This is a genomic window from Marivirga salinae (genome assembly GCF_030503855.1).
Taxonomy (GTDB): domain Bacteria; phylum Bacteroidota; class Bacteroidia; order Cytophagales; family Cyclobacteriaceae; genus Marivirga; species Marivirga salinarum.
Window position 1 is genome coordinate 1,685,262 of the sequence record NZ_CP129971.1, and the last position, 19,896, is coordinate 1,705,157.

General features: G+C 36.1%; 16 protein-coding genes and 1 pseudogene. 10 read left to right on the top strand and 7 right to left on the bottom strand.

Going from position 1 to position 19,896, the window contains the following annotated elements; translation table 11 throughout:
• Positions 1-72 precede the first annotated feature (72 nt).
• The 8 genes and pseudogenes from QYS49_RS07165 (at position 73) to trxA (ending at position 10,725) form a co-directional block, all read left to right on the top strand.
• On the top strand, positions 73-504 hold the full coding sequence (locus tag QYS49_RS07165; protein ID WP_308351050.1) for an HYC_CC_PP family protein: 432 nt from the start codon (positions 73-75) through the stop codon (positions 502-504).
• Positions 505-583: 79 nt separating this feature from the next.
• A pseudogene (locus tag QYS49_RS07170) lies at positions 584-4,517 on the top strand (efflux RND transporter permease subunit).
• 20 nt (positions 4,518-4,537) lie between these two features.
• Positions 4,538-5,791, top strand: coding sequence for a TolC family protein (locus tag QYS49_RS07175; RefSeq protein WP_308351052.1), 1,254 nt, complete (start codon positions 4,538-4,540; stop codon positions 5,789-5,791).
• A gap of 30 nt (positions 5,792-5,821) precedes the next feature.
• A complete protein-coding gene (locus QYS49_RS07180) occupies positions 5,822-7,543 on the top strand; it encodes an efflux RND transporter periplasmic adaptor subunit (protein WP_308351054.1) in 1,722 nt (573 codons plus the stop codon).
• 61 nt (positions 7,544-7,604) lie between these two features.
• Entirely contained in the window at positions 7,605-8,828 is a 1,224-nt protein-coding gene (locus QYS49_RS07185) for a permease (protein WP_308351056.1), read from the top strand.
• Positions 8,829-8,907: 79 nt separating this feature from the next.
• Complete coding sequence (locus QYS49_RS07190) at positions 8,908-9,621, top strand: PepSY domain-containing protein (RefSeq protein ID WP_308351057.1); 714 nt, start codon at positions 8,908-8,910, stop codon at positions 9,619-9,621.
• 28 nt (positions 9,622-9,649) lie between these two features.
• Positions 9,650-10,177 (top strand): DUF3347 domain-containing protein, encoded by a 528-nt coding sequence (locus QYS49_RS07195; protein ID WP_308351059.1) that lies wholly within the window; start codon positions 9,650-9,652, stop codon positions 10,175-10,177.
• Positions 10,178-10,401: 224 nt separating this feature from the next.
• A complete protein-coding gene (gene trxA / locus QYS49_RS07200) occupies positions 10,402-10,725 on the top strand; it encodes a thioredoxin (RefSeq protein WP_013453673.1) in 324 nt (107 codons plus the stop codon).
• 260 nt (positions 10,726-10,985) lie between these two features.
• On the opposite strand, the gene argH is transcribed toward trxA, so the two are convergent.
• The 7 genes from argH to QYS49_RS07235 all read right to left on the bottom strand — a co-directional run bounded on the left by argH (position 10,986) and on the right by QYS49_RS07235 (position 18,100).
• Positions 10,986-12,317: an argininosuccinate lyase gene (argH, locus tag QYS49_RS07205; RefSeq protein WP_308351060.1), complete on the bottom strand. Its 1,332-nt coding sequence runs from the start codon at positions 12,315-12,317 to the stop codon at positions 10,986-10,988.
• Complete coding sequence (locus tag QYS49_RS07210) at positions 12,314-13,372, bottom strand: M20 family metallo-hydrolase (protein ID WP_372587672.1); 1,059 nt, start codon at positions 13,370-13,372, stop codon at positions 12,314-12,316. Before QYS49_RS07210 ends, argH begins: the two co-directional genes overlap by 4 nt.
• A 29-nt stretch (positions 13,373-13,401) precedes the next feature.
• Positions 13,402-14,193: an acetylglutamate kinase gene (argB, locus tag QYS49_RS07215; protein WP_308351064.1), complete on the bottom strand. Its 792-nt coding sequence runs from the start codon at positions 14,191-14,193 to the stop codon at positions 13,402-13,404.
• Complete coding sequence (locus QYS49_RS07220) at positions 14,190-15,140, bottom strand: Rossmann-fold NAD(P)-binding domain-containing protein (RefSeq protein WP_308351066.1); 951 nt, start codon at positions 15,138-15,140, stop codon at positions 14,190-14,192. The genes argB and QYS49_RS07220 overlap by 4 nt, the downstream gene beginning before the upstream one ends.
• A gap of 10 nt (positions 15,141-15,150) precedes the next feature.
• Positions 15,151-16,116 carry an N-acetyl-gamma-glutamyl-phosphate reductase gene (gene argC, locus QYS49_RS07225; protein WP_308351068.1) on the bottom strand — a complete coding sequence of 322 codons (966 nt, stop codon included), beginning with the start codon at positions 16,114-16,116 and terminating at the stop codon, positions 15,151-15,153.
• A 1-nt stretch (position 16,117) separates the two neighbouring features.
• Positions 16,118-17,302: an argininosuccinate synthase gene (gene argG / locus QYS49_RS07230; RefSeq protein ID WP_308351070.1), complete on the bottom strand. Its 1,185-nt coding sequence runs from the start codon at positions 17,300-17,302 to the stop codon at positions 16,118-16,120.
• Between the two features lie 126 nt (positions 17,303-17,428).
• Complete coding sequence (locus QYS49_RS07235; protein WP_308351072.1) at positions 17,429-18,100, bottom strand: GNAT family N-acetyltransferase; 672 nt, start codon at positions 18,098-18,100, stop codon at positions 17,429-17,431.
• Positions 18,101-18,525: 425 nt separating this feature from the next.
• On the opposite strand from QYS49_RS07235, the gene QYS49_RS07240 reads away from it, so the two are divergent.
• Positions 18,526-19,461 (top strand): phosphoribosylaminoimidazolesuccinocarboxamide synthase, encoded by a 936-nt coding sequence (locus QYS49_RS07240; RefSeq protein WP_308351074.1) that lies wholly within the window; start codon positions 18,526-18,528, stop codon positions 19,459-19,461.
• 48 nt (positions 19,462-19,509) lie between these two features.
• Positions 19,510-19,893 carry an STAS domain-containing protein gene (locus QYS49_RS07245; RefSeq protein WP_308351076.1) on the top strand — a complete coding sequence of 128 codons (384 nt, stop codon included), beginning with the start codon at positions 19,510-19,512 and terminating at the stop codon, positions 19,891-19,893.
• Positions 19,894-19,896 lie beyond the last annotated feature (3 nt).

The window sequence follows — 19,896 nt, forward strand, 5'->3', positions numbered from 1 at the left end:
CGCTTATTGATAAATGAATTAATTTTTTAATTCCGATAAAACCTTTTAAATTTACTATCGTAATTGAAAATTGTGATTCAGCAAAAATCCATATTAGCCATACTGCTATCTGTGTTAATTCTCAGTACAAGCTTAGGCGCAGTAATGTATAAGCATTACTGTGGAAATGCTTTGCAGGAAGTAGCATTTGCTGAAAAAGACACACATTGTACACATCATACTGAAAACAAGGAAATGCCTCCTTGTCATAAGCATGAAGAAGAAAAAGAAGGCTGTTGTAAAACAGAATCTCAAAAAATAGTGGTTGAAGACATTCAACAGCAAAAAGAGAACAATTCCATATTAAAAAATGGCACATCATTCGTATCAGTAATTTATGTTTTGGTGAATTATTTATTCTCTAATCCATTAGATTCACAAGCACATTCTTCCTTACTGATTTTTGATAGCCCGCCTCTCTACAAAGCACCATTACAAGTACTATACCAAAGCTTTTTGATTTAATACTACCATTGTTTTAAACGAATAATCGAAGGAGATTTTCCCTCGATTGAATTTTCTATGTTTAAATCAATGGTTTCTTATGTTAAATCGAATAATCAAATATTTCTTATATAATAGGTTAGTTACTTTTTTACTCTTAACAGGATTAGTAGCCTGGGGTATTTCAGTAGCTCCCTTTGGATGGAGTGTCGATATACTTCCATCTGACCCAGTTCCAGTCGATGCCATCCCCAATTATGGTGAAAACCAGCAAATTGTGTTTACGCAATGGCCGGGTCGTTCACCCCAGGATATTGAAGACCAGATCTCTTATCCTTTAACTACTTATTTATTAGGGATTCCCGGAGTGAAAACTATTAGGAGCTCTTCTATTTTCGGCTTTTCTAGTATCTACATCATTTTTGATGAAGAAAAGGAATTTTACTGGACACGGTCTCGTATTCTTGAAAAGCTAAATTCGATTCCTGGAGGGCTATTGCCTGAATCTGTTCAGCCAACTTTAGGACCTGATGCAACTGCCTTGGGACAGGTTTATTGGTACACCATAGAAGGTAGGGATGAAGAAGGCAATCCGACCGGTGGTTGGGATTTACATGAAATTCGCTCGGTACAGGATTTCTATGTCAAATATGGATTAAATGCCGCTGAGAATGTTTCGGAAGTAGCTTCCATTGGTGGATTTGTAAAAGAATATCAAATTGATGTAGATCCTGATGCACTTAAAGTTTATAATATTCCGCTGAATAAGGTTATGAGTGCGGTAAAGAATTCTAACCGTGATGTGGGTGCCAAAACCATCGAAATCAATCAGGCAGAATACTTGGTAAGAGGCTTAGGTTATATTGAGAATATAGAAGATATTGAATCTGCAGTGGTGGCTGTAGTGGATAATACTCCAGTTCGAATTAAAGATATAGCCACAGTTTCCCTCGGCCCTGCAACCAGGCGAGGAATTTTGGATAAGGATGGTGCTGAAGTGGTTGGTGGAGTAGTAGTAGGACGATATGGAGCAAATCCTCTACAAATCATCAATAATGTAAAGGATAAAATTGAGGAGATAGCTCCCGGAATGCCAAGCAAAACCTTGGCGGATGGTACTAAAAGTACTTTGACCATAGTTCCTTTTTACGATAGATCTGAATTGATTTATGAAACTTTAGGCACACTTGAAGATGCATTGACCTTACAAATTTTGATTTCCATTTTGGTCATTACAATCATGGTTTACCGATTGCGTGCGTCTATCCTGATTTCGTCCTTATTGCCTATTGCGGTTTTGATGGTTTTCATTGCCATGCGCTATTTCGGAGTTGAAGCCAACATTGTTGCGCTCTCTGGTATCGCCATTGCCATAGGGACCATGGTCGATTTGGGGATTATTTTGACTGAAAATGTGATCAAACATCTGGATGATGCCCCTGAAGACCAAAAACTGATCGAAACCATTTATAATGGTGCTTCGGAAGTTTCAGGCGCAATTTTGACTGCAGTTTCCACGACTATAGTCAGCTTTATTCCGGTATTTACCTTGCAAGCAGCCGAAGGGAAATTATTTAGTCCATTAGCTTTTACCAAAACCTTTGCTTTGGTAGCAGCTTTGGTAGTTAGTTTATTAATCTTGCCAGCTTTAGCTCATATCTTTTTTGGCTTTAAAATTAAAAATAAGACATTCAATAAGTTTGCAAATCCAGGTCTGATTTTGCTGGGTTTATTAGGCTTGATATTCGGCTATACTTGGGCGGGAGTAGTTGTTTTGCTTTTTGGTTTATTTGGAATAGTAAATCAAATAATAGAGAAAAAAGAGGTTCAATTACCTAATTTCCTTGCCTGGATTCTGAAACGCTCAGATTTGATTATTGCTGTTTTTGCAGTGCTGTGGCTATTGGCTGAATATTGGCTACCACTTGGACCTGCAAAATCCCTCATCAGCAATTTCATTTTTGTGGCGGTTATAGTAGGAGTTATATTAACCTTATTTATCTTAATAGAAACTTATTATAAAAACATATTAGGTCTTTGCTTAGATAATAAAAAGACATTTTTAGCTATTCCTAGCTTCTTTATTCTTTTAGGAATTGTCATTTGGTTAGGCTTTAATACTGTTTTTGGCTTTGTATCCAAAGGCTTTGAAAAAGTTGGGTGGAATGTGCAAGAAACAAAGGTTTGGTCTGCTATAGCCGAAACTTTCCCAGGCATTGGGGAGGAGTTTATGCCTTCTTTAGATGAAGGAAGCTTTTTGTTAATGCCGACTTCCATGCCGCATTCTGGAGTAGCATACAATAGAAAAGTTTTAGGTCAGCTGGATATGATGTTGACCAATATCCCAGAAGTGGAACTCACGGTTGGTAAATTGGGTAGAGTGGAATCTGCTTTAGATCCTGCTCCGGTTTCCATGTTCGAAGAATGTCATCAATTATAAACCTGAATACATTTTAAATGGAAAGGGAAAAAGGCAGAGATTTAAAGTAAATAACGAGGGTGATTTTTATATCAGTATGGGGGATAAACTATCTGAACTTGATTTTTCCTCCGATAAAAATGAAACAAAATTACTTTTTAATATAGGAAGCAGGAAATTCACAGATGAAGAGGGGAAAACACTTGGTGAAGAGTTGCAAGATGAAATTTCTGTAATAATTGGAGGTGATTTTGAAAGTTATTTGGTACAAGATTCTGATGGACAATATTTCAGGAATTGGAGAGAGGAAATCAAAAGTCCAGATGATATTTGGGATGAAATAGCTAAAGTGACTAAAATCCCTGGGGTGACTTCAGCGCCTAAACTTCAACCCATAGAAACTCGATTGGTAATGCTTCAAACGGGGATGCGTGCACCTATGGGTATTAAGGTTTTTGGTCCGGATTTACGATCTATAGAATCTTTTTCATTACAGTTGGAAGACATCCTGAAAGAGGTTGCTTCTGTTAAATCAGAAGCAGTTTTTGCTGATCGAATTGTAGGGAAGCCTTATATGCTCTTGGATATAAACAGAGACGAAATTGCTCGATATGGCTTAAGTATAGAGGATGTCCAGCAATTTATTGAAACTGCTATTGGCGGAATGACTGTCACTAATACAGTAGAAGGCAGGGAGCGTTTTCCTGTGAGAGTAAGATACCCTAGAGAGCTGAGAGAAAATCCTGAGGAGCTTTCTCGAATGTTAATTTCTACCTCAACTGGTGCCCAAATTCCTTTAGGACAAATTCTGGACATTAGATATGAGCGTGGACCACAAGCAATAAAAAGTGAGAATACATTCTTAGTAGGCTATGTTTTATTTGATAAGAAAGATGGTTTTGCTGAAGTGACAGCAGTAGAAGATTCTCGAAATTTAATCCAGCAAAAAATTGATAATGGCGAATTGGAAGTGCCAAAAGGCGTAAATTATAAATTCTCAGGAAGTTATGAAAATCAGGTGCGTGCTGAGAAAAGACTGAGTATCATTGTGCCGATTGTCCTATTGGTCATTTTCTTGATTCTCTATTTCCAGTTTAAGTCTGTACTGACCAGCTTTATGGTCTTCTCAGGAATTGCACTGGCATTTAGCGGTGGCTTCATCATGCTTTGGCTTTATGGGCAAGATTGGTTTTTCAATTTCGAGTGGTTTGATATCAATTTCAGGTCCTTATTCCAAATCAGTACAATTAATTTGAGTGTAGCCGTTTGGGTAGGTTTTATTGCTCTATTTGGAATTGCAACTGATGATGGTGTAGTAATGGCTACTTACCTCGATCAAAGTTTCGATAAAAATAAGACCGACAATGTCAAAGGAATTAGGAGTGCTGTAATTGAAGCAGGACAAAAAAGAATTAAACCAGCAGTGATGACTTCCACTACAACCATTATTGCATTGCTTCCAATTCTGACTTCAACAGGTAAAGGTTCGGATATTATGGTGCCTATGGCAATTCCTGCTTTTGGGGGGATGTTGATGGCAGCACTTACCTACTTTTTGATTCCAGTGCTATATGCAATGAAGGAAGAAAGGAAAATTAAGAATACCCAAAAGTAAGAACTTTAAATTAGGTTAAAATGAGACATCGATATATATATTTAACTATAGTAACCAGCTTGGTTCTGTTGCTTTCGTTTTCCGCAAATGCTCAAAACACGAATTCAGATTTAGATGAGTATTTCAAAATAGCTGTAGAGAATAATCCTAAACTTCAGGCAGAATACAAAGCCTACGAAGCAGTACTACAGAAATTGCCTCAGGCTTCTTCTTTGGCAGATCCTAATTTGTCCATTGGGTATTTCATCTCTCCAGTTGAAACCAGAGTGGGGCCACAATTGGCTCGATTTAGCTTAACGCAAATGTTTCCTTGGTTTGGAACACTTAAAGCACAGGAAAATGTAGTGGCTTTGGAAGCTGAAGCTCGTTTTCAGTCCTTTTTGGATGCACGAAATAAATTGTATTGGGAAGTCGCTTCTCAATATTATCCGCTTTATGAGCTTAAAAAATTAGTGCAAATAGAAAAAGAGAATATTGAAATCCTTAAATCTTATAAATCTTTAGCCGAAAGAAAATTCAGTAGTTCAAGTGGAAGTATGGTGGATGTATTGAGAGTTGATATCATGATTGATGATACAGAAACCAATCTGGAAATACTCAAACAAAAAGAGAAACCTTTGCTGACTGCTTTTCAAAATGTACTCAATAAAGAAGTTGAGCTAGAGATTTCGGAAGATTTGACTCCTTTAAATTTCGAACGTTCGCTGGTGAAAGATTCCCTTTTTAATGATCATCCATTAATTCAGTCATTAGAATACAAAATCCAATCTGCAGAGGCGAATGAAAGAGTGGCTCAAAAGCAAGGCTTGCCTAAAATTGGCTTGGGTCTTGATTATGTAATAGTAGGAGAAAGGCAGGATATGGTTTTAGCTGATAATGGTAAAGATGTATTGATGCCAATGGTGTCTGTGAGTTTGCCCATTTTCAGAAAGAAATACAATGCTCAAAAGAAGGAAGCTCAACTCATGCAGGAGAGTTATGAGTTGCAAAAGCAAAATGTAAAAAACCAGTTGGACACAGATTATGAATCCACTGTTTTTGAAATCGAAAAGCAACTAGAATTACTGAATTTGTACCAGCGACAAATCAAGAAAACGGAGAATACATTGGAAATTATATGGAAGAGTTATTCCAGTTCAGGAGCTGATTTTGAGGAGGTTTTACGAATCCAACAACAGTTTTTAAAATATCGAAAGTTGAAAGCGAGAGCTGAAGTAGAGTTTTGTATTTCCATTCAGAAATATGAATATCTGATTTCAAATTCAGCTAATTAAAATTATTTCCACTAGCAAAAAATATAAATCATGAAAATTAATAAATCCACCATTATAGTAGTAGTGATAAGTGTCTTGATTGGCGCAGTTGTTGGCTACTTTATTAGCACATCAGCAAGTCAAGAAATCAGCACATCGTCACATCAACACACTGCGGAAGAATCGAATGACCAAATCTGGACTTGTTCCATGCACCCTTCTGTTCGACAAAATGAACCAGGCGATTGCCCAATCTGCGGAATGGATTTAATTCCATTGGATGAAGCGGTAGGCGAAGGGGATGTACTTAGCGAAGAGGCTATAAGTATGTCGGCTACAGCCATGAAATTAGCGCAAGTAAGCACAACAAAAGTGGAGCGAAAAGCAGTCGAAAAAGATATCCGATTGACGGCTAAAATTCAAGATAACGATCGATTGAACTATGTGCAAACAGCACATTTCCCTGGTAGAGTAGAAGATTTGAGGGTAAATTACACTGGTGAATATGTTCGAAAAGGTCAGGTAGTGGCGGTTCTTTATTCTCCGGAATTATTAACGGCTCAAGAGGAATTGCTTCAAGCTAATCAGGATAAAGACAATCAGCCACAGCTTTTCGAAGCCTCTAAAGAAAAATTGAAAAACTGGAAATTGACAGATGTTCAAATTGAAAGTATTATTGTTTCAGGCAAACCTAAAGAACAATTTGAATTAAGGGCGGATTATTCTGGATATGTAACTGAAAAGAAAATTAAAGAGGGAGACTATGTGAAGCTAGGACAATCCTTATTTGAGGTCAATAATCTTTCTAGTGTATGGGTTCTGTTTGATGTTTATGAACGAGATATTCCTTTTGTTAAGTTGGGGAGCGAAGTAAATTTCACTATTTCATCTTTTCCTAATGAGGAGTTTTCAGGTAATATCAATTTTATAGATCCAAGCTTGAATCCTCAAAGTAGAGTAGTTAAAGCACGAGCCGAGATTCAAAATGTAGATGGAAGATTAAAGCCTGAGATGCTGGTAAAAGGAAATATACAATTTAAAAATACCTCCGAATCAGCAATTGTTGTGCCTAAATCTGCTGTGATGTGGACAGGTAAAAAGTCAGTGGTTTATGTGCAGGAAGATACTGAAAAAGGAGTGAGCTTTGTGATGCGAAATGTGGAGCTGGGATTGCCATTAAATGATGCTTTTGTGATTGAAAAAGGATTAGAAGAAGGCGAGGAAATCGCAGTTCAAGGTGTGTTTAGCATAGATGCAGCGGCACAACTTTCTGGCAAAACAAGTATGATGAGTGCGGACAAAGGGGAAGGAGATCAAATTGATATTTCAGATAATGCTAAAGCTGAATTAAACCCACTTTATGCTCAATATTTCCAGCTAAAAGATGCATTAACCAAGGACGATTTTGAAACTGCAAAGGCAAAAGCAAAGGAGTTGAAAGCTATCTTTAGTAAAATTGATATGAAAGCATTTAAGGGTGATGCCCACGAAAAATGGATGGAGTATCATGGGAAGATGGAGAAAGTATTAGAGCATATTCACCATCATGATAATATTGAGGATTTACGCAAAAATTTCATCGCCTTATCGGATTGGATGATTCAGGTGACAGAAATTTTTAGGCCAATTTCCGAAACGCTTTATTTACAGCACTGTCCTATGGCAGATAATGACAAAGGAGCAGATTGGTTGAGCAAAGAGGAACCAATAGTAAATCCTTATTTTGGGGAAAGCATGCTAAGATGTGGGGAAGTAGTTAAGAAAATTGAGTAATATATAAACTCTATATTTATACAGAGAATGTGTTTAATTGTAGACTGAAAAATATAGTTAGATGGATAATTTTTTAAAAAACTGGGGAGAAGCTGCTTATACTTCCCTAGGATTTTTTTGGATGGCTTTATGGGCTTTTGTTCTAGGTTATGCCATTAGTAGCTTGATTCAAATATTTGTTACTGAAAAAAGAATGCAAGAAAGCATGGGAGCCGACAGCGGTAAAAGCGTTTTGTTGGGTACTTTTTTTGGATTTATCAGCAGTTCATGTAGTTTCTCGGCTTTAGCAACTGCAAAATCTTTATTTCAAAAAGGAGCTAGTTTCATTTCTTCCATTGCTTTTTTATTGGCATCAACCAATTTGGTGATTGAACTAGGAATTATCATTTCTGTATTCCTCAGCTGGCAATTTGTTGTGGGGGAATATGTTGGAGGGATCCTTTTAATCTTAATTTCCTGGATTTTGATCAGGATCATTAAACCTAAAAAGCTTATCAAAAATGCACGAAAAAATTTAGATAAAGCGGATGATGATGAATCAGAAGAAAAGCCTCTTAAGAAAAAACTTAAGTCGTCTGAAAGCTGGGCTAAAGTAGGAAAGCAATATGGCATGGAATGGAAAATGGTATGGAAAGATGTAACAGTTGGTTTTACTATTGCCGGGATAGTAGCTGTTTTTGTGCCAGATTCGTTTTTTCAAACTTTATTTATCAATTCTGGCGAAGATCAAAGCTCGTTTTCTTTTTTCACACTTCTGGAACATGTTATAGCTGGACCTATTGCAGCATTTTTAACATTTATCGGATCAATGGGAAATATTCCATTAGCTGCATTGCTTTACGGAAAAGGAGTGAGTTTTGCTGGTGTTATCGCGTTCATATTTAGTGATTTAGTAGTGTTTCCTGTGTTGAGAATTAATGCAAAGTATTATGGCTGGAAGATGTCCTTATTTATTTTATTTTTGCTTTTCACTTCTCTAATTGTAACATCTATGATATTGCATTATGGCTTTAATCTTTTTGATATGTTACCTGATGCATCTGCCGGAAAAAGCATTATTGAAAATGATCATTTCCAAATAGACTACTCATTTTATCTAAATATAATATTTTTAATGATCTCAGGAGTTTTAGTTTATTTGGGATTCTTTAAAGGAAAGAAAGTGATGCACCATAAAGAGATGGCGCCTAAAAGTCCTCTTTTAGAAAAAATACTTAAATGGGTTGCCTTTGCAAGTTATTTATGGCTGACAGGAGGTATTTTGGTGAAATATTTTGTGTTGTAAGAAACTTACACCTATCACTTTTTAGTGATATTTTTAGATCAAGTATGGTTTGGTACAGGTTCATTTGATTCCTGAAATTATGAGAAAAAACAATAAATATTATATTCGAAAGACGCACCGTTATTTGGGCGTAATAATTGGTATCCAATTTTTATTTTGGACCATAAGTGGGCTTTACTTCACTTGGACAGATTTGGATGAAATTCATGGAGATCATTTTCTAAAAGAGGTACCTGGGCAAAAAACCGTTAATTCTCAAAGCTTAAATGTGCTTTCCGATTCGATGGAAATTCATTCAATGGAATTGAAATTTCTTAATGATGAAGCCTATTACTGGGTAAATGACTCTGTTCTGATTCATGCAGAAAGCGGGAAACCTAAAACAAAAATAACTGAAGAGGAAGCCAAATCCATAGCGAGGAATAGAATTAAAGGAGAATATCAAATTGAAAATGTGAATTTTCTGACTGAAACAGGTGCTCATCACGAGTTTAGGGGAAGGAAATTACCCGTTTGGCAAATTGAATTTGAAGGAGCAGAATCTCTAAAAGTCTATATTGATGTTCAAAATGGTGATTTTCAAACATTGAGGCATCGTGATTGGCGTTGGTTTGATTTTCTATGGATGACTCATACAATGGATTATCAAACCAGAGATGATTTCAATAATACTTTAATCAGAGCATTCTCAGTTTTTGGATTGCTGACTGTATGTTCAGGCTTTTTACTCTTTTTCGTCACCATCAAGACTAAACGAAAGAAAAAAGCTAAAAAATCAAGGAAGAAACATTAAATTTGTAACCAAAGTAAATAAAAATAAAATGAAGAGAGTAATCATAAGTTTAGTAGCCTTTGCAGTTTTAACATTAGGCTGCAGTCAAGAACAGAAATCGGAAAATCAAACTGCTCAAGAAGAACCTAAAGAAGAAAAGGTGATGCAAGCTTCAACTTCTGAAGTGAGTTCAGAGCAGTTAAAAAGCATTTTATCTTCTTATTTTAGTGTAAAAGATGCTTTAGTAAAAACAGATGCAGCAGAAGCAAAATCTGCTTTGGCTAAGTTATTAGGAAATATAGCCTCGGAATTAGAGCAAATGAAATCTTTAACGAAGCAAATGCATGAAAAAGAGGATGTGGAAGAAATTAGATCTGATTTTGATGATTTAAGTCAGCAGGTTTATGATTTGGTGAAAGAAAATTCAGATAACAAAGAGCAAACTGTTTATAAGCAATTTTGTCCAATGGCATTTAACAATGAAGGTGCTTTTTGGTTAAGCGATAAAGAAGAAATTCGTAACCCTTATTTTGGCGATAAAATGCTGAAATGCGGTAAAGTTCAGGAAGAGCTTTAAATAGAATTTTGTGATAGTCAAATCAATTTTATCAATTGAATTCATCAATATTAGTTGATTTTGGCTTCATTTGAGGGGTTTTTTTAGTTATAATATTTTTAACTCCTATACAATAGTCGTATATGTGACATATGTTACTGAAATAGAAATGTGTGTAGCAACAATTTTTTCTATCTTTACGTTTTCAACAGCATAAATTAGAATTAAATTAAATAGAAAATAAGATGGCAAGTACTGTAGAAATAACTGACAGCAATTTTGAAGAAATATTAAAATCAGATCAACCAGTTTTGGTTGATTTCTGGGCAGAGTGGTGCGGACCTTGTAAAATGATTGGTCCATTAGTAGAAGAATTAGCAGGAGATTATGATGGTAAAGCGGTAATTGGAAAAGTTAACGTTGATGAAAATCCTAATGTGTCTGCAAAATTCGGTATCAGAAGCATCCCGACTTTATTAGTTTTTAAAGGAGGAGAAGTAGTAGATAAACAAATTGGAGCAGTGCCAAAGCAAGTTTTAGCGGATAAAATTGATGCTCAAATGGCATAATTTGCTGATTTTGAAAATATAATTCTAAAGACTGCCTTAATTCAAGGCAGTCTTTTTATTTTTCAGCTTTTTTCATATTGCTACAGACTATAATTTAAGATTCACACTATACTCAGTGCGTCATTACTGTGAAGACAGGAATCTAGTCTAATTGAAACTCAGTTTCAATTCTCATCAATTAGTGGATTCCTTACAAACTACCTAACCATGGTAGGTGGCAAACCGACCATCAATGACTCAGAATAATGGCTTAATTGTATTCATCCCAACAATCCCTCCTTACTACTCTCAATTTTACTAAAATCAAATCTTTTAAGTTTAGCTTCCATTTTAGCTGTTATCTCATCCAGACATAAATTACCTAAGCTGCCTTCATGAGTATGTTCCAAATGGGTTGAGGCTTTAAAATCACCTTCTTCAATAGCTATACCAACTTGTTTGTAAGCATCTCGAAAGGAAATTCCGCTTTTTACTAATCTGTTTACTTCTTCCACACTGAAGAGATGCTGGTATTTTTCATCTTCAAGTAAATTTTGCTTCACATTAATTTCTCTTAGCATGTAATAGGAAATATTCAGGCAATCTAACGTATTCTGAATCCCTGGAAAAATAGCTTCTTTCAATAACTGCAGATCACGATGGTAGCCTGTGGTTAAATTAGTGCCATTCAAAATCACAGTATTTGGAACTGAATTCAGTTGATTACTTTTAGCTCTCACCAATTCAAAAACATCAGGATTTTTTTTGTGAGGCATAATGCTGCTTCCAGTTGTGAATTCATCAGGGAAACTAATAAATGCAAAATGCTGATTCATGAAAAGACAAATATCAGCCGCCAATTTATTTAAAGTGCCGCCCAATCCACTTAATGCAAATGCAATGGTTTTCTCCGTTTTTCCTCGACTATTTTGTGCATTGATGACGTTATGGTGCATATCCTCAAAACCCAATAATTCAGTGGTATAAGCTCTATCCAGTGGAAATGATGAACCGTAACCTGCAGCCGAACCCAAGGGGTTTTTATTGACTATTTGAAATGTCGCATAAAGCATATCCATATCCTCGGATAATGATTCAGCAAAACTGCTAAACCATAAGCCAAAAGAAGATGGCATGGCTAGTTGTGTATGTGTATAACCTGGCATTAAATCTCCTTTATGTTTCTCTGCTAATTGCATCAATAAGCTAAATAGCTGTTGACTTGCTTCCACAATTTCCTTGATTTTGTCCCGATAATATAGTTTTAAATCTACCAGCACTTGATCATTTCTGGATCTTCCACTATGGATTTTTTTACCCATTTCACCCAATCTTTCGGTCAGCAAGAACTCAATTTGGCTATGAACATCTTCCACGCCTTCCTGTATCTGAAATTTTCCGTCCTTAATTTCCTGATAAATGACTTTTAATTCTTTTGATAAAGCCTCCAGTTCCTCATTAGAAATTAAATTGATTTTTGCTAACATTTTTAAATGTGCCAGCGAGCCTAAAACATCATAAGGAGCTAATAAGATGTCGAATTCAGTATCTTTTCCTATGGTGAATTGCTCTATTTCTTTTGATGAGCCTGTATTTTTTTGCCAGATTTTCATTTTTCAATCTTTTGGTGGTTCATATATTTTTCTAGTATTTGGATATAAGTCTCAATCCCATCTTCAATTTCTTTCAATTCAATAAATTCATCAGCAGTATGGGAACGGGCTGAATCACCCGGGCCAATTTTCACTGAATCAAAGGGAATTAATGCTTGATCTGATAAAGTAGGGCTTCCATATTTTGGAAGACCTAGGCTTTTTGCGACTTCCATCATTTTATGACCATCAGCTATGAATGAGCTCTGCAATCGGAATGAGCGGGCAGTAAGAGTCGCATCTAGTTGGCTCTTTAATTCTTCAAATGCTTCTTCCAAAGAATATGCGTCCGTGACACGAACATCTACTGTGAAATGACAACTTTCAGGTACTACATTATGCTGTTGTCCAGCAGTTATAACTGTGGCACTCACTTTATTCTCCCCTAAATAGTTGGAAGATTTTTTAAATTTGAAATTCTTGATTTTTAAAATGTCTTCCATGGCCTTGTAAATGGCATTTTCGCCTTCATTTCTTGCAGCATGCCCTGCTTTTCCTTTTGCAATGGCATCGATCACTAATAAGCCTTTTTCTGCAACAGCCAATTTCATTTGTGTGGGTTCGCCTACTATGGCTAACTCACATTTTGGAATATGCTCCAAAACACTGCTGATTCCATTCTTTCCACTGATTTCTTCTTCAGCGGAAGCTATAAAAATCAAATTGTACGGGATCTCTTTAGCATAAAAATGAAGAAAGCTAGCCAATAAACTGACCAGCGGGCCTCCTGCATCATTACTTCCTAATCCATAAAGTTTTCCGTTTTGCTCAATGGCTTCAAATGGATTATTTGTATAACCATCATTAGGTTTTACGGTGTCATGATGTGAATTAAGCAGAATGGATGGGTTTTGATCATCAAAATGAAGATTAAAGGCAATAATATTATTTCCAATTCTTGTAAATTCTATAGATTCTCTATTTAGAAAGTTACCGATTGCATTAGCAGTTTTATGCTCCTCTTTGCTAAATGAAGGAATAGCAATCAATTCTTTTAAAAGATTGATTGCTTTCATTTTTAAATTATTGAGATAAGTATTTTCCATTATGCACTAATAAAAGTTCCAGTATTTTCTTCCTTAATAGCAATGTCAATATCTTCAGCTGAGCCAATTCTAACTTTTGAAACACCCGATTTCAATGCTTGAAATGCATTTTCTAATTTGGGTTTCATGCCATCATGAATCAGAGATTTAGCTAGAAGCTCAGCATAGCTTGCTGGATTTAGTTTTAGAATAATTGAATTCCCATCATTTACATCTAGTAAAACGCCTTTTTTATCAAAGCATAGCCATAAATTTACTTCATAATAGGCTTGCAATGCACAAGCAATATCCTTGGCTATGGTATCAGCATTGGTATTCAGTAATTGGCCTTTCCCATTATGTGTAACCGGACAAATTACTGGGGTCAAATTTTGAACCAATAGACTTTGCAGAAATGCTGCATTTATCTCATCGATATCACCAGCAAAACCATAATCCACTTCTTTCACGCTTCTTTTATGAGCTTTTATGAGATTGCCATCTGCACCACTTAATCCAATTGCATTTACATTTTTTGCTTGCAGTTTTGTCACTGTCTTTCTATTCACCAATCCCCCATAAACCATAGTAATTAAATCCAGCGTTTCATCATCCGTTATTCTTCTTCCTTCATGAAAATGCGATTCGATCCCCATTTTTTCACCTATCTGATTTGCTAAAACACCACCACCGTGTACCAATATCTTTTTACCTGGTATTTTAGAAAATGCTTCGATGAACTGAGCTAAAGCTTTTTCATTATCAATGGATTTGCCTCCGATTTTTATGACATTTACGACTTCCTTTTTCATGATTTCATATTTGAAATGATTTCAAAAAGCACAGCCTGTGCTGCATAGATTCTATTATTGGCTTGTAATTGCACCAAGCTCTTTGAACCGTCCAATAGTTCATCTGCCAATTCTAAATTTCTTCTCACTGGTAGGCAATGCATAATTTTAGCACTTTCTTTCAGCTGATGGTCTTGCAATAGCCAATTGCCTTCTACTTCTGGTAATTTCCCGTAATCATGATAGCTGCTCCAGTTTTTGATATACACAAAATCTGCATCGGCTACTGCTTTTTCTTGGTCATATTCAATCTCAGCTCCCTTGGTAAATTGTTCACCCAATTCATAACCTTTTGGCTGTGTGATGACCAGTTCATGTTCCAAACCTAATGCCCATTCCGCAAATGAATTAGGAACTGCATGAGGTAAAGCTTTTACATGTGGAGCCCAGCTCAAAACTACTTTTGGCTTTTTATCCTGCTTCCAAGTTTCTTCTATGCTCATCATATCAGCTAAGGATTGTAGTGGATGTCGGCTGGAGCTCTCTAAACTCACCACTGGCTTGTGACTATATTTAATAAATTGATGGATGACCTTATCAGCCATGTCCTGTTTTTTATCAATTAAAGTAGGAAAAGCCCGGATTGCCAAAACATCAAAATATCCTCCCAATACTGCAGCCGCTTCTTTGATATGTTCTGCCTTGTTTTCATTCATAATCACCCCTTCTTCAAACTCCAATGCCCAACCTTCCTTGTCAATATTGAATACAATAGCTTCCATTCCTAGATTTTTAGCGGCAATTTGGGTGCTCGCTCTTGTTCTTAAGCTTGGGTTTAAAAAAATAAGTCCTATTCTAAGGTCTTTGCCCAATTCTTTTTGCAAAAATGGGTTTTCCTTAAATTGAAGTGCTGTCTCGATTAATTTTTCAGCGGTAGATTGTGTTTCGAATTTTATAAAATTGTGCATTTCTGTTAATTTAATAAGCGTTGGCTTTTAATTGTAATCCTAGATTTTCTTCCCAGCCTAAGTGTAGATTCATATTTTGAATTGCTTGTCCGGCAGCTCCTTTCAATAGATTGTCAATGATTGAAGTAATAATCAACTGATCTGATTTCACTTCAAGATGCAATAGACATTTATTGGTATTGACCACTTGTTTCAAATCAATAGTCGCATCCGAAACATGCACGAAAGCAGAGGTTTTGTAATATTCTAAAAATACCTTTTTTGCATCCTCAAGATTTCCTTCAAATGGAAAATAGACTGTTGTCACGATCCCTCTTGAGAAATTCCCTCTGTATGGCACAAACAGGATATCTTCCTTGAAATCTGAATCTAATTGAGTGAAGGTCTGCTTGATTTCATGCAAATGCTGATGTTCAAAGAGCTTATAGGAAGATACATTCTGATTCCGCCAACTAAAATGGGTGGTGTCCGAAGGAATTACTCCCGCGCCCGTACTACCAGTGATGCCACTGACATGTATACTTTGGCTTACCCACTTTTTTGCAACTGCAGGAGCTAAGGCCAACTGAATAGCTGTGGCAAAGCAACCTGGATTGGCAATCCGCTTCGAAGATTTAATTTTATCTGGGAAAACCTCAGTCAAACCATATACAAAACCTTCTTTTTCATTTCTGAAATCAGTGCTTAAATCAATGACCAAAACCTCATAGGCTATTTTATTTTCTTTAAGAAATTGCTGTGATCTCCCATGAGGTAATGCCAAGAATATGACTTGAGCACTTTCTTTTAGTGATTGAGTAAACACTAGATCTGTCTCACCAATCAAATCTGTATGTACCTCGCTAACTTTTTTCCCATTTTGGCTATTGCTCAAAGCAAAATCAATCTCTGCTTTAGGATGATGCAATAATAATCTTATCAATTCACCACCTGCATAGCCGGCTGCACCTACAATTCCAATTTTTAGCTTTTCCATATTATTTATTTACTTGGTGATAAATAGCAGTTTGGTTGCCTATGATTTTGGTAAAGCCTTTCACATCTTCTGCAGACCAGGTAAGGTTCATTTCACCATAACTGCCAAACTTTGCCGACATTAAATCATGAGGTGATTCGATTCCTTTTAGAATGAAATGCTCAGGCTTTAATTTCACATTAACTTTACCGCTCACTTTTTGCTGACTATCCAAAAGCATGGCTTCAATATTTCGCATTACGGGATCCAAATAATGTCCTTCATGCAAATGATTTCCATAAAACTCAGACAATTGATTTTTCCAGAAAATTTGCCATTTGGTAAGCGTATGTTTTTCCAACAGATGATGCGCTTTGATGATGATTAAGGGAGCAGCTGCTTCAAAACCCACTCTTCCTTTTATGCCAATAATAGTATCACCCACATGAATATCTCTACCGATTCCTAAAGGCGAAGCGATTTTATCTAAAGCCTGAATAGCTTCCGTAGGATGAGAAAACACTTTTTCATTGATTCCAATAAGCTCACCTTTTTTAAAAGACAGAGAAATTTCTTCCTCATCTTTTTTTGTGATAGGGGTAGGAAAAGCTTCATCAGGTAAATATTGATCTGAAGTTAGAGTCTCTGCACCACCAACAGAAGTTCCCCATATCCCTTTATTGATGGAATATTTAGATTTTTCAAAATCCATCTCAACACCTTGTGCTTTCAAGAAATCAATTTCCTGTTCTCGGCTTAGTTTCAAATCTCGGATAGGCGTGATAATTTCAATATCGGGTAGTATGGTTTGAAAAACCATATCAAATCTCACTTGGTCATTGCCAGCTCCTGTACTTCCATGGGCCAATGCATCAGCCTCGATTTCTTTGGCATATTGAGCCAAAGCTTGTGCTTGCACTATTCTTTCGGTGCTAACCGATAATGGATAAGTCTGATTTTTGAGAATATTTCCAAATACCAAAAATCTGATGACATTCTGATAGAAAGTTTCCAGGCAATCGATGACAGTGAAGGAAGCAATGCCCAGTTTTTTGGCTTTTACATCAATTGCTTTCAACTCTTCAGAAGAAAAACCGCCTGTATTCACTAAAACGGCATGTACTTCATAGCCTAATTCTTTCGATAAGTATAAGCCGCAGAAGGTGGTATCCAATCCTCCGCTATAGGCTAAAACAACTTTTTTCATTTCTTTATATTTTTAATTTTTTGAGACTTTTAGAATCTGATAATTAATTTCACAATTATTTATTATATGACACAGAATATCAGATAGATGCATACTCTTCTCGTGTAATTGCCTAATAGGCTCTATTTAAAATAGATTCACCAGATGAGCTGAATGCTTTTTGAGTTTAAGCATCACATGCTTTTTGATCCTCGTCCAGCGTTCAAATAACTTGATGTTTTTGGCGAAATTCTTCCTGAGCGCTTTGACTTTGCTTTCTGGCTTAGGTGTATAAAGCATGGCAGTGCAAATACAATTCTGCTTGTTTTTGGATTGTAGTATATCGTAATTCACGCAGCTTTGACAGCCTTTCCAGAACTCCTCATCTTTTGTCAAGTCTGAGTAGCTCACGGGAATATATCCTAAGGCAGAGTTAATTTTCATGACAGCACCGCCTGTTGTTAAGCCAAAGATTTTCGCATTGGGATATTTCTTTCTGCTCAACTGAAATATTTCAGATTTAATGGCTTTTGCTAAACCTGTCATTCTGAACTCTGGAGCAACGATTAAGCCTGAATTGACAACATATTTCTCATGATCCCAGGATTCTATATAACAGAATCCTGCCCATATCATATCTTTGGTTAAAGCAATTACCGCTTTACCTTCCAGCATCTTTTTTTCGATATATTCAACTGATCTGCGGGCAATGCCAGTACCTCTTTTGGCGGCTGATGCTGCCATTTCCTCTATAATAGTTGAGGCATAAATTTGATCTGCTTCTTTAGCAATTCGTATGATAAACTTGGATTTTTCCATTGAATGAAAAATTGAAAATGAACGTGAAAAGTGGTTTGAAAACCAGCTAGGTCACTTACAATGAAATAATAGAATATAATTGGGGTATTGGATTCCCGCGTAGGGTATCCTAGAATAAAAAAGGGCTATGCCCTAAAGAAAAACCTGCGAGTCTGGCGACTACGCAATACAGCCACAGCATCAATAGCATAAACTGCTGATGAAGTAAAATCTTGCGCTATGGTATTATTCTTTTTCAAATTGAATTACAAAGGTTTGTAATAATTATTGATAATACAATGGTGAATCTTGGAAAATTTTAAAAAGTCAGTTTTATTCATAGTTTTTATGAATAAAATCAACTCTTTCCTCTTTATCTAAGTGGGTCAATTTACTTTTTGCTAGCAGTGTTTTTTATCTGCCAACACTTAGCTATTTTTGTGCTAATGGAAGCAATTAGAGAAACCAATTTTCAGCTGCCTAATCAGCAAAATTTTTATAGAGGTAAAGTTCGAGATGTTTATACCACACCCGATCAATTAATCATGGTGGCAACCGACCGCCTTTCTGCTTTTGATGTAGTGATGCCACGCGCAATACCTTTCAAAGGTCAGGTCTTAAATCAAATAGCTGCAAAAGCTTTAAAAGCCACAGAGGATATCGTTCCAAATTGGCTGCTATCAAATCCTGACCCTAACGTAAGTGTAGGTTTCAATTGCGAAACTTATCCTGTGGAAATGGTGATTAGAGGCTATTTGGCTGGTCATGCTTGGCGGGAATATAGAGATGGAAAACGTAGTATTTGTGGAGTTTCCATGCCTGAAGGCTTGAAGGAAAATGATAAATTACCTCAGCCTATCATTACACCTACTACCAAAGCACATGAAGGACATGATGAGGATATTTCCAGAGAAGAAATTTTAAAACAAGGCTTAGTTTCCAAAGAAGAATACGAAAAATTGGAATCTTACACCCAGCAATTATTTCAAAGAGGAACTGAAATTGCCGCTAAAAATGGATTGATTTTAGTAGATACAAAATATGAATTTGGAAAAGTAGGTGATAAAATCTATTTGATAGATGAAATCCATACGCCTGATTCTTCTCGCTATTTTTATGCAGATGTTTATGAAGAGAATCAAGCTAAAGGATTGAAACAAAAGCAATTATCAAAAGAGTTTGTAAGAGAGTGGTTGATTGAAAATGGTTTTCAAGGGAAAGACGGACAGCAGATTCCTGAAATGACGGATGATAAGGTGAAGGAAATCTCTAATCGCTATATAGAGTTGTTTGAAAAAGTTACGGGGGAAAAATTCCAACCCAGAGATTACAAAGACGTATTAAAAACGATTGAACAAAATATCCTAAAAAGTATTAAATAAGGAGTTACATTTACTAAAATAGTTTTCCAAAGATATAAATAGTTAAAAATGAAATATTCAATTGATAAAGAAGAAAAGTATTCATTAATAAAGATAAAGGAAGAAAAATTTGATTCTTCAGTAGCGTCAGGTTTTAAATCGGACTTAGTGACCATGCAGGCAGAAGGAGTGCAGAACATGGTGATTGACATGTCGGAAGTAAAATATGTGGACTCGTCAGGCTTGAGCGCTTTATTAGTTGGAAACAGAGTGATAGGAGAAAATGGTGGAGCATTCATCATTGCAGCGCCTACGGAGCATACTGAAAAACTAATCAAAATCTCGCAGTTAGATAAGGTATTTGATATTTTACCTACCGTGCACGAAGCAGTGGAATCTGTATTCATGCATGAATTGGAAAAAGGTTTAGGAGAAGAAGGCGATAGCGAGTAAAAT

Bases quoted from the DNA above. Each gene is read 5' to 3' on its own strand.
- QYS49_RS07190 (WP_308351057.1), top strand. From the start codon at position 8,908: ATGAGAAAAAACAATAAATATTATATTCGAAAGACGCACCGTTATTTG.
- QYS49_RS07175 (WP_308351052.1), top strand. From the start codon at position 4,538: ATGAGACATCGATATATATATTTAACTATAGTAACCAGCTTGGTTCTG.
- argC (WP_308351068.1), bottom strand. From the start codon at position 16,116: ATGGAAAAGCTAAAAATTGGAATTGTAGGTGCAGCCGGCTATGCAGGT.
- QYS49_RS07240 (WP_308351074.1), top strand. From the start codon at position 18,526: ATGGAAGCAATTAGAGAAACCAATTTTCAGCTGCCTAATCAGCAAAAT.
- QYS49_RS07180 (WP_308351054.1), top strand. From the start codon at position 5,822: ATGAAAATTAATAAATCCACCATTATAGTAGTAGTGATAAGTGTCTTG.
- QYS49_RS07210 (WP_372587672.1), bottom strand. From the start codon at position 13,372: ATGAAAGCAATCAATCTTTTAAAAGAATTGATTGCTATTCCTTCATTT.
- argB (WP_308351064.1), bottom strand. From the start codon at position 14,193: ATGAAAAAGGAAGTCGTAAATGTCATAAAAATCGGAGGCAAATCCATT.
- QYS49_RS07220 (WP_308351066.1), bottom strand. From the start codon at position 15,140: ATGCACAATTTTATAAAATTCGAAACACAATCTACCGCTGAAAAATTA.
- QYS49_RS07185 (WP_308351056.1), top strand. From the start codon at position 7,605: ATGGATAATTTTTTAAAAAACTGGGGAGAAGCTGCTTATACTTCCCTA.
- argH (WP_308351060.1), bottom strand. From the start codon at position 12,317: ATGAAAATCTGGCAAAAAAATACAGGCTCATCAAAAGAAATAGAGCAA.
- QYS49_RS07245 (WP_308351076.1), top strand. From the start codon at position 19,510: ATGAAATATTCAATTGATAAAGAAGAAAAGTATTCATTAATAAAGATA.
- argG (WP_308351070.1), bottom strand. From the start codon at position 17,302: ATGAAAAAAGTTGTTTTAGCCTATAGCGGAGGATTGGATACCACCTTC.
- QYS49_RS07235 (WP_308351072.1), bottom strand. From the start codon at position 18,100: ATGGAAAAATCCAAGTTTATCATACGAATTGCTAAAGAAGCAGATCAA.
- QYS49_RS07195 (WP_308351059.1), top strand. From the start codon at position 9,650: ATGAAGAGAGTAATCATAAGTTTAGTAGCCTTTGCAGTTTTAACATTA.
- trxA (WP_013453673.1), top strand. From the start codon at position 10,402: ATGGCAAGTACTGTAGAAATAACTGACAGCAATTTTGAAGAAATATTA.